We start from the raw sequence: 8,836 nt of genomic DNA, 5'->3' as shown, positions 1-8,836 counted from the left end.
TGCGACGGCTACGCCGCAGGCAGTCAGGAGAGTCTTGGTGAAGTTGTTCATATTCCTGTGTTGGTTTATTGTCTGTGATGGTTTATTGTCTGTGACGGCAAAAATAGTGCTAAATTTAATGTAGGATGTGCGCCTTTGTCGTTTTTTAATGCGATTTAATATATGGGGCTTCTGATTTTATGAATTTTATTCTATTGATGTGAAAAAGTCTGACAGAAATGCACTAATTTTGCTGACATGACGACCAACCGATTCTTATTTCTTGCTATGCCTGTCAGGCTGACGCTGTGTCTGTTCGTGTCGGCGCTTATGGTGGCCGGTCTGAGCGGATGCGGCTCTTCGCGCCATGTGTCGGCCAAGCGTGCGGCAAGCGTGAGCGCCGCCGTGTCAGGCAAAGGCTCAGGCGCCTCAGGCGCTTCGCAGCGCATCGACGTGTCAGGGTCGCTTCCCGCCGAAACCCGCCGCCTGCTTGAAGAGGCGCGCCGCTGGATGGGTACCTCCTACCGCTACGGCGGAAGCACCCGCAGCGGAGTGGACTGCTCCGGACTGACTTCGCAGATATTTGTCAACGCTCTGCAGATAAAACTGCCGCGAAGCTCGGCGCAGCAGAGCGAGTATTGCCGGCGTATCGACCGCTCGGAGCTTATGGAGGGCGATCTGGTGTTTTTCCGCACCGGATCCAAAGGTGTCAGCCATGTGGGCATGTATGTGGGCGACGGACGTATCATACATTCGTCGACGAGCCGCGGAGTGATAGTGAGCTCGCTCGACGAGTCATACTACCGCCGCACCTACCACTCTTCGGGCCGAGTGGAGCGCTACTATGCGATGATCAGCGGCAAGACCGGCAAAAACAAGGGCAAGACCGACAAAAACAAGGGCAAGACCGACAAGCGCAAGGATAAACCCGCCGGTGCGCCCGATCTGAAGCAGCGCATGGAGGAGTCGCCGGTGAGCGTGCCGGCCGAGGATCTCGACCGACTGCTTGCAGGGGTGTCGCGCAAGGTGAGCGAGAAAGTGAGCGAGAAAGTGAGCGAAAAGGTCGCTGCCGATCCTAAAGCGTCAAAGGCGGTATCGGTGGCGGCCGACCTGACCGCTGTCGCATCGGCGGCTGCCGACAAGGAGAAGGCTGCCGACCGGGTGCGCAAGGCTCTCGAGAAGAAGCGCCGCGATCTTGAAGATATCATCGACCAGAAAGTCGATTCTGTAATATCGGATTATTTTGACTGAATCATAATGCCTGTATATGCCGATCCGACACTGCCGGCCGTGAGCGATCTCGCCGCTGAGGGAGTGGAGATATTACCTTTGTCGGACGCTCCGGCCGACGCTCTGCGGGTGGGTCTGCTCAATCTCATGCCGCTCAAGGAGATGGCCGAGACCGACATGCTGAGGGTGCTGTCGTCGACGCAGCTGCCGGTGGTGCTGACGCTCGTGTCGCTGCGCACCCACGTGCCGCGCCACACCTCGCCGGAGTACATGGCCGCCCATTATGAGCCGTGGCGCGATGATATGACCCGCGGATTCGACGGGTTTATCGTCAACGGTGCGCCGCTCGAGAGAGTGGCTTTCGCCGACGTCAGCTACTGGCCTGAGATATGCGGCATATTCGATTCCCTGCGGAGCGCGTCTGTTCCGTCGCTGTTTATATGCTGGGCGGCATTCGCGGCGATGTACCATCATTACGGCATCGACAAGAGATTGCTCGACCGCAAGATTTCGGGAGTCTATCCCCATGGCGTGATAGGCTCCGGCAACCGCCTGACCGAAGGGTTTGACGATGAATTCTATGTGCCCAACAGTCGTTTCATCACGTGGCTTCGTTCTGATCTGGATCCGGCGGTGGAAAGAGGGGTGAGGATCATCTCGGAGAATCCCGACTCCGGCGTCTACATGGCGTCGGCCTTCGATGACCGGGAAATATACATCACCGGCCATTCGGAATATGCTCCGATGACGCTCGACTTCGAATACCGGCGCGATACGGAGCGCGGCATGAATCCCTCTGTTCCGGTCAATTATTATCGCGACGACAGCCCGGAGGCCGGGCCTGTGGTGCGCTGGCGGGCGCACTCACGCCTTCTGTTCGCCAACTGGATCGGGCGCGTCGTGGCTCCCGGCAGGGCTCGGCGCTGAACCGGCGGCCATGCCCTCAAGTTCGCGCCACACACGTTCGTCGGGTGTCGGAGCCTCTATGACAAGCGGCTGTCGCGACACCGGGTGCGTCAGTTCCACCCGTCGGGCCAGCAGCGAAATGCTCCCGTCGGGATTGCTGCGCCTGTCGCCATATTTCAGATCGCCTCTGACGGGGCATCCTATTGACGACAGCATCACACGGATCTGGTGTTTGCGTCCGGTTTCAAGATTGATCTCAAGCAGGCTCGCATGGTCGCCCTGCGCTATCTGCCGGTAGGACAGCGCCGAATGCTTGGCTCCCTCCTTGGGAACGGACGACAGATACGACTTGTTGTTGCGTTCCACACTCGTGATATATCCTTCGAGCCGTGCCTCAGGCTGCGCCGGACGGCAGCGGGTGAGCGCCCAGTAGGTCTTGCGGATCTCGCCGCGGCGCAGCATCTCATTGAGGCGTGTCAGGGCTTTTGAAGTCTTGGCGAACAGTACCACGCCCCCTACCGGACGGTCGAGCCGGTGAACCACCCCGCAGAACACGTTGCCCGGCTTGGCATATTTCTCCTTTATGTATCGCCGCACGGTTTCGACCAGAGGCTCGTCGCCTGTCTTGTCGCCCTGCACTATCTCGCCCGGACGCTTGTTGACCGCTATGATATGATTGTCTTCGTAGATTACTTCCATACTTCCGCAAAGTTAGCAATTTCCTGCGATTTGCCGAAGTGGCGTTTCCTCGCGACGCGTCATCGGCCCGCTGAAAAACGATCCGGGAGGCCGTGCCGTGGTGCGATCTCATATCGCGGCGGCGCGGTCTCCCGGCAGTATGGCTGATGGCGGTGTCAGTAGCTGACAGCGGGCGCGAGCTCCTTGGCCTGCGCTATCATCTTTTCAAGTTCGTGGAGAGTGGGGATGCGGCCGCACAGATTGCGCTCGGCGTTGATCTCCTCCAGGCGTTTGTGAAGGTTTTCGGGCACGCGGTGGCGGAATTCCTTGACCGTGTCGACTCCCGAGGCTTCAAGCAACTCGGCGAATTGTCCGGCCACGCCCTTGATGCGGAACAGGTCGGCATGGTTTACCCACTTTAGTATCAGTTTGTTGTTGATGCCTGTCGCTTCCGACAGCCTGAGCCTTCCTTCCGGCGTCTTTCCGGCTTCGAGCAGCTGTTCGGTAGTGTCGATGCCTGCGGCTCCGAGTTTTGCCTCGTACAGTTCGCCGATACCCTCGATTTCAATAATTCTGTATGCCATGATGTTGAGGATTTGATTGTGAAATTACAACGTTTGGCGGCTTGGGGCGGTTCAGTGTGCCGGTGGTGTTATCTTATAGGTTGCAGCTCATATATGACCTCTGCGTCGCGATACTGGTTGATCCTGCCGTCTTTCAGAAGATACAGTATCGCGTAGCACAGCTGCAGTTCGGTGAAGTCACAGAGCCGGAGCAGTTCGCGATAGGTATATCTGCATCCTATGCGCATTTTTTCGAGGAGGAGTCTGCTGTTGGTTATTATCGAATCCATAGATGTTGTTGATGTCCGCCCAATATAACCCTGTCGAAGAGGGAAATGTTCGGTGGCTGCCTGTTTTTTTTACGCAAGCAGAGGCGTCATGATGGATTTTTCGATTTTTTAAGGACTTGCATGGGATACGACCGTGAAGTAATGCCTATCTTTGTAGATAATACCGTTTTACTGCGGATCAATACCGACGGACTGATTGAACCAATATTATTTATCACTAAATACCAGATGAAAAAAATCAAGTATCTGGCTGTGGCGGCTATTTGCGCCGTCATGGCTGCATGCGGGGGCAGAAGCGAGCAGACTGCCTCCTACAGTGTGATTCCTTTGCCGCAGGAGGTAAAGGAGGGAAGCGGCGAAGGATTCCATCTCACCGCTTCGACCCGGATAGCCTATCCGGCCGGCAACGAGGCTCTGAAGAATGACGCTGAGCTTCTTGCAGGATATCTCAGGCAGATGACCGGCCATGATCTGAAGGTCACAGATTCTGCACCCGCTTCCGACGTGATCTTGCTCCGCGACGATCTCGGCGGCGCCAACCCCGAAGGCTATGTGCTCACCGTAGGCGACGCTTCCATAGAGATCAACGGATCTTCGGCCGCAGGCACATTCTACGGCATACAGACTCTCCGCAAGTCCATACCGCAGGCCGCACAGAGCAATGTGCTCTTCCCGCCGGTGACCATCACCGACGAGCCGCGTTTCGCCTATCGCGGAGCGCACTTCGACGTGTCGCGCCATTTCTTCCCCGCCGACTCCGTCAAGAGCTTCATCGATATGCTCGCCCTCCACAACATCAATATTCTCCACTGGCATCTCACCGACGACCAGGGATGGCGTCTGGAGATCAAGAGCCGTCCCGGACTGACCGAGCTTGGTTCGAAGCGCGGAGGCACTGTCATCGGCCACAATTCTGGCCAGTATGATTCGATACCCGTGGAGGGTTTCTATACACAGGACGAGGCCCGCGACATCATCAAGTATGCCGCCGACCGCCATATCACCGTCATCCCCGAAATAGATCTTCCCGGCCACATGCTCGGAGCGCTCAAGGCTTATCCCTATCTGGGATGCACCGGCGGCCCGTATGAGGTGTGGCAGCAGTGGGGTGTGAGCGACGACGTGCTCTGCGCCGGCAACGACTCAACCTATAAGTTTATCGACGACGTGCTTGCCGAAGTGGTCGACATATTCCCGTCGGAATACATCCATGTAGGCGGCGACGAATGCCCCAAGACCCGTTGGGCCGCATGTCCCAAATGCCAGGCCAAGATCCGCGAGCTCGGACTCAAGGCCGACAGCCACGGTACCAAGGAGGAGAAACTCCAGAGCCATGTGATACACCATGCCAGCGATTTCCTCGCCTCTAAGGGACGCAAGATGATTGGCTGGGACGAGATACTCGAAGGTGGTCTGGCCCCCGGTGCCGTAGTCATGTCGTGGCGCGGTGAGGAGGGTGGCAAGGAAGCCGCTCGTCGTGGACACGATGTCATCATGACCCCCAACTCCTATCTCTATTTCGACTATTATCAGACTCTCGACCGCGAGAACGAGCCTATAGCAATAGGCGGCTATCTCCCCGTGGAGCGCGTCTACAGCTATGAGCCGCTTCCGGCCGACCTCACTCCCGAAGAGGCAGCCCATATCAAGGGCGTGCAGGCCAACCTGTGGACCGAGTATATCCCCACCTTCGCGCAGGCACAGTACATGGAACTGCCGCGTATGGCTGCTCTGGCCGAAGTGCAGTGGAGCAAAGCCCCCAAGGACTACAAGGCTTTTGCAGGACGTATGCCGCAGATGATCGCCCACTATGACGCCAACGGCTACAACTATGCACGCCACATGTTCAATGTGGCCGGAACGCTCACACCCGACAGCGTAAGCCACGCCATCATGCTTGAGCTTTCGACTGTCGACAACGCTCCGATCTACTACACTCTCGACGGCTCCGAGCCAACCGAGGCATCGATGCTCTATGAGCAGCCCGTGAAGCTCGACAAGACATCCACCGTCAAGGCTGTCACCATCCGCAAGAGCGGCCGCAGCAATGTGTATGTCGACAGTGTATCGTTCAATCTCGCCACAACCCACCCCGTGAAGCTCGTCAATGAGCTTCATCCCCGCTACAAGGCCAAGGGAGGCGTGACACTCACCGACGGCAAGTTCGGCACCAGCGGTTACGGCAATGGCGACTGGGTAGGCATTGTCGGCAAGGATCTCGTTGCCGAAGTGAACCTCGAGGATGATCAGACGGTGAAGGACGTGACCGTGCGCACATGCGTCGCTACAGGCGACTGGGTGTTCGATGCACGCCGCATGACAGTAGAGGTCAGCGCCGACGGAAAGACCTTCACGAAGGTGGCTTCCGAGGGTTATCCCCGCATGGATAAGGGTGCCAACGCCATCGTAACGCACTCGCTTGCGTTCGACCCGGTTAAAGCCCGCTATGTGAGGGTGAGCCTGCAGCCTGAGAACTCCATGCCCGACTGGCATCCCGGCAAAGGCAAGCCGGCCTTCATCTTCGTCGATGAGATAGAGATCAACTGACCCTCTCCGGCGCGTCCGGAATATGGTTTATAAACATCAAGGTGTGCCTCTGTATCAAGCGGAGGCACACCTTTTTTCGTATAATGGAGATATGTTTCAGAGTGTGGGAACTGCTGTGGCTCTCTGTTTCGCCACGCCGGCCTGTGTTGTAATCCGTGGTCGGATTATTGCCCGGAGGAGGGGAGTGCCGATTCGATGGTCGACTTGCAGCGTGCCATGAGCTCAGGCAGGTTGTAGTGCGAGCCGTCGGCGGGCGGGTTTATGGCCGGATGTATGGTCAGTGTGATTGTTCCGGGCATAGGGAAGCGCTTGAAGCGGGGCAACACGTCGAATGCGCCGTCGATCGTCAGCGGCACCACCGGAAGATGAAATTCCTCGGCAAGCATGAAGGCGCCGCGCTTGAAGGCTCTGACCTTGCCGTCCCATGTGCGTGCCCCCTCGGGAAACACCACTACCGACAGCCCCGATCCGAGCAGCCTCTCGGCACGCTCCATAGTGTGGCGCAGAGCCGACGGAGTGGAACGGTCCACGTAGATCTGTTGTATCCGTTCGCAGGCATACCCCACCAGAGGTATGCGACGAAGCTCTTTCTTCATCATCCAGCGGAACTGGTGTCCGAGCCAGCCGTAAATGGTGAAGATGTCGTAGGCTCCCTGATGGTTGGCCACAAATATGTAGCTCTGCCGCGGATCGATATTGTCGCGTCCGACTGCCCGCACTCTCACGAAGGCGAGCCAGCACATGATCCGGCTCCAGATCCGTTCAGGATAGTATCCGGCCCAGCGTCCGGCTCCGAGCGAGGCTCCGGCTATGGCTGTGAGGGCGGTGATCACGGTGGCTGCCAGCATCAGCGGCAGCATGACGCATATCTGGTATACGCGGTAGAGGAAGAGCATTGTTGTGGTTTTATCGGGTAGTGGATTGTTTGATGTCGTCAGGAATCGGATCAGGACTGCTCGGTGGCTGCAAATTCCATCAGGTAGGCTTTGATGAATCCGTCGATGTCGCCGTCCATCACTCCGCCCACGTCCGACGTCTGGTGGCCTGTGCGGTGATCCTTCACGCGACGGTCGTCAAACACGTAGCTGCGTATCTGCGAACCCCACTCGATCTTCATCTTGCCGGCCTCGATCTTGGCCTGCTCCTGCATACGGTGCTGCAGTTCCTTGTCGTAGAGTATGGAGCGCAGCTGACGCATGGCGTTCTCCTTGTTCTTGGGCTGGTCGCGGGTTTCGGTGTTCTCGATGAGTATCTCCTCTTTCTCGCCGGTGTAGGGGTCGGTGAACTGGTAGCGCAGACGCACGCCCGATTCCACCTTGTTGACGTTCTGTCCGCCAGCGCCGCCGCTTCGGAAGGTGTCCCACGAGAGCAGAGCCGGATCCACACGCACTTCGATCGTGTCGTCGACCAGCGGGGTGACAAACACCGATGCAAACGATGTCATGCGCTTGCCCTGGGCGTTGTAGGGCGATACGCGCACCAGACGGTGCACGCCGTTCTCGCTCTTGAGATAGCCGTAGGCGAAGTCGCCCTCTACGTTGATGGTGCACGACTTGATGCCGGCCTCGTCACCTTCGAGCAGGTTGGCCATGGAGGTCTTGTAGCCGTGAGCCTCGCACCAGCGCAGATACATGCGCATTAGCATCTGTGCCCAGTCCTGGCTCTCGGTACCTCCGGCGCCGGAGTTGATTTTCAGCACCACTCCGAGCTTGTCCTCTTCGCGGCGGAGCATATTGCGGAGTTCCAGGCGCTCTATCTTGTCGATGGTCGATGCGTAGAGTGCGTCGAGTTCCGATTCGTCCATTTCGCCCTCTTTTACAAATTCGAAGGCAATGGTCAGCTCTTCGACAGCATCGGCCACTTCGGCATATCCCTCGATCCATGCCTGCAGATCCTTGATTTTCTTCATCTGAGCCTGGGCTTCCTTGGGGTGTTCCCAGAAGTCGGGCACGTGGGTGCGCAGTTCCTCCTCTTCTACCTCTATTTTCTTGGAGTCTATGTCGAGATATCGGTGGAGCGCTTCTGTGCGCTCGGCGGTTTCCTTAAGTTGTTCCTGTGTAATCATGAATGCAAAAATAATGAAAATCGGCCGAAGCGTCAAACATACATGCGTTCAATTTCTTCGGCATAGCGTTCGGCGACGGCGCGGCGCTTGACTTTCAGAGTGTTGGTCAGTTCGCCGCTCTCCATGGTGAACGGCTGTGGCAGCAGGGTGAAGCGCTTGATGTGTTCGTGGGGCGCCATGTCGTCGAGCAGCCGCGCGAGCCGCTCTTCATAGAAGCTGTAGATACGCGGATCGGCCACGAGCGCCACGTTGTCGTCAGCGGCTATTCCGTGAGCTTCGGCATAACGTCGCAGCTCGCCGAATGCGGGAACTATCAGCGCGCTGACAAACTTGCGCCGGTCGCCGATTACGGCTGCCTGGTCGATATATTTGTCCTCGCCCAGACGGCTCTCTATGGCCTGCGGGGCTATGTATTTGCCGTTGGAGGTCTTGAAGAGATCCTTCAGGCGGTCGGTGAGTATGATTGCGCCGGTCGAGTCGATGCGTCCGGCGTCGCCGGTGCGCAGCCATCCGTCGGCGGTGAACGCTTCTTTGGTGGCATCGGGCTTGCGGTAGTAGCCTGGCTCGTATACACATCT

8 protein-coding genes and 1 pseudogene are annotated in these 8,836 nt (G+C 57.6%); 3 read left to right on the top strand and 6 right to left on the bottom strand.

Annotation, left to right across the window (positions count from 1 at the left end; all coding sequences use genetic code 11):
• The first annotated feature begins 237 nt into the window (after positions 1-237).
• Positions 238-1,230, top strand: coding sequence for a C40 family peptidase (locus C5O24_RS08785; protein ID WP_107036760.1), 993 nt, complete (start codon positions 238-240; stop codon positions 1,228-1,230).
• A gap of 6 nt (positions 1,231-1,236) precedes the next feature.
• Complete coding sequence (locus tag C5O24_RS08780; protein WP_107036759.1) at positions 1,237-2,136, top strand: homoserine O-succinyltransferase; 900 nt, start codon at positions 1,237-1,239, stop codon at positions 2,134-2,136.
• Here the strand turns inward: C5O24_RS08780 and C5O24_RS08775 are convergent.
• The 3 genes from C5O24_RS08775 to C5O24_RS08765 form a co-directional block, all read right to left on the bottom strand.
• The gene (locus tag C5O24_RS08775) at positions 2,074-2,814 is read right to left on the bottom strand and encodes an RluA family pseudouridine synthase (RefSeq protein ID WP_107036758.1); all 741 of its coding nucleotides are present in this window, start codon (positions 2,812-2,814) and stop codon (positions 2,074-2,076) included. The two genes, C5O24_RS08780 and C5O24_RS08775, sit on opposite strands and share 63 nt — an antisense overlap.
• A gap of 155 nt (positions 2,815-2,969) precedes the next feature.
• Positions 2,970-3,377, bottom strand: a complete 408-nt coding sequence (locus tag C5O24_RS08770) for a DUF4332 domain-containing protein (protein ID WP_107036757.1) — start codon at positions 3,375-3,377, stop codon at positions 2,970-2,972.
• A gap of 68 nt (positions 3,378-3,445) precedes the next feature.
• Positions 3,446-3,646 carry a hypothetical protein gene (locus C5O24_RS08765; protein ID WP_107036756.1) on the bottom strand — a complete coding sequence of 67 codons (201 nt, stop codon included), beginning with the start codon at positions 3,644-3,646 and terminating at the stop codon, positions 3,446-3,448.
• Positions 3,647-3,874: 228 nt separating this feature from the next.
• On the opposite strand from C5O24_RS08765, the gene C5O24_RS08760 reads away from it, so the two are divergent.
• On the top strand, positions 3,875-6,193 hold the full coding sequence (locus C5O24_RS08760) for a beta-N-acetylhexosaminidase (RefSeq protein WP_107036768.1): 2,319 nt from the start codon (positions 3,875-3,877) through the stop codon (positions 6,191-6,193).
• Positions 6,194-6,357: 164 nt separating this feature from the next.
• Here C5O24_RS08760 and C5O24_RS08755 read toward each other — a convergent pair whose 3' ends face one another.
• The 3 genes and pseudogenes from C5O24_RS08755 to C5O24_RS08745 form a co-directional block, all read right to left on the bottom strand.
• The gene (locus tag C5O24_RS08755) at positions 6,358-7,089 is read right to left on the bottom strand and encodes a lysophospholipid acyltransferase family protein (RefSeq protein ID WP_107036755.1); all 732 of its coding nucleotides are present in this window, start codon (positions 7,087-7,089) and stop codon (positions 6,358-6,360) included.
• Positions 7,090-7,139: 50 nt separating this feature from the next.
• A complete protein-coding gene (gene prfB, locus C5O24_RS08750; protein ID WP_107036754.1) occupies positions 7,140-8,258 on the bottom strand; it encodes a peptide chain release factor 2 in 1,119 nt (372 codons plus the stop codon).
• Positions 8,259-8,290: 32 nt separating this feature from the next.
• A pseudogene (locus tag C5O24_RS08745) lies at positions 8,291-8,836 on the bottom strand (AMP-binding protein); the annotation flags it as partial.

Origin of the sequence: Paramuribaculum intestinale, from assembly GCF_003024925.1 — a bacterium.
In the GTDB taxonomy this organism is placed as follows: Bacteria; Bacteroidota; Bacteroidia; order Bacteroidales; family Muribaculaceae; genus Paramuribaculum; species Paramuribaculum intestinale.
The sequence above is the reverse complement of the archived record's forward strand: the minus strand, read 5'-3'. Positions and strand labels throughout refer to the sequence as shown.

Excerpts from the sequence above, each read along its gene's own strand:
- C5O24_RS08785 (WP_107036760.1), top strand. The coding sequence starts at position 238 with ATGACGACCAACCGATTCTTATTTCTTGCTATGCCTGTCAGGCTGACG.
- C5O24_RS08780 (WP_107036759.1), top strand. The coding sequence starts at position 1,237 with ATGCCTGTATATGCCGATCCGACACTGCCGGCCGTGAGCGATCTCGCC.
- C5O24_RS08775 (WP_107036758.1), bottom strand. The coding sequence starts at position 2,814 with ATGGAAGTAATCTACGAAGACAATCATATCATAGCGGTCAACAAGCGT.
- C5O24_RS08770 (WP_107036757.1), bottom strand. The coding sequence starts at position 3,377 with ATGGCATACAGAATTATTGAAATCGAGGGTATCGGCGAACTGTACGAG.
- C5O24_RS08765 (WP_107036756.1), bottom strand. The coding sequence starts at position 3,646 with ATGGATTCGATAATAACCAACAGCAGACTCCTCCTCGAAAAAATGCGC.
- C5O24_RS08760 (WP_107036768.1), top strand. The coding sequence starts at position 3,875 with ATGAAAAAAATCAAGTATCTGGCTGTGGCGGCTATTTGCGCCGTCATG.
- C5O24_RS08755 (WP_107036755.1), bottom strand. The coding sequence starts at position 7,089 with ATGCTCTTCCTCTACCGCGTATACCAGATATGCGTCATGCTGCCGCTG.
- prfB (WP_107036754.1), bottom strand. The coding sequence starts at position 8,258 with ATGATTACACAGGAACAACTTAAGGAAACCGCCGAGCGCACAGAAGCG.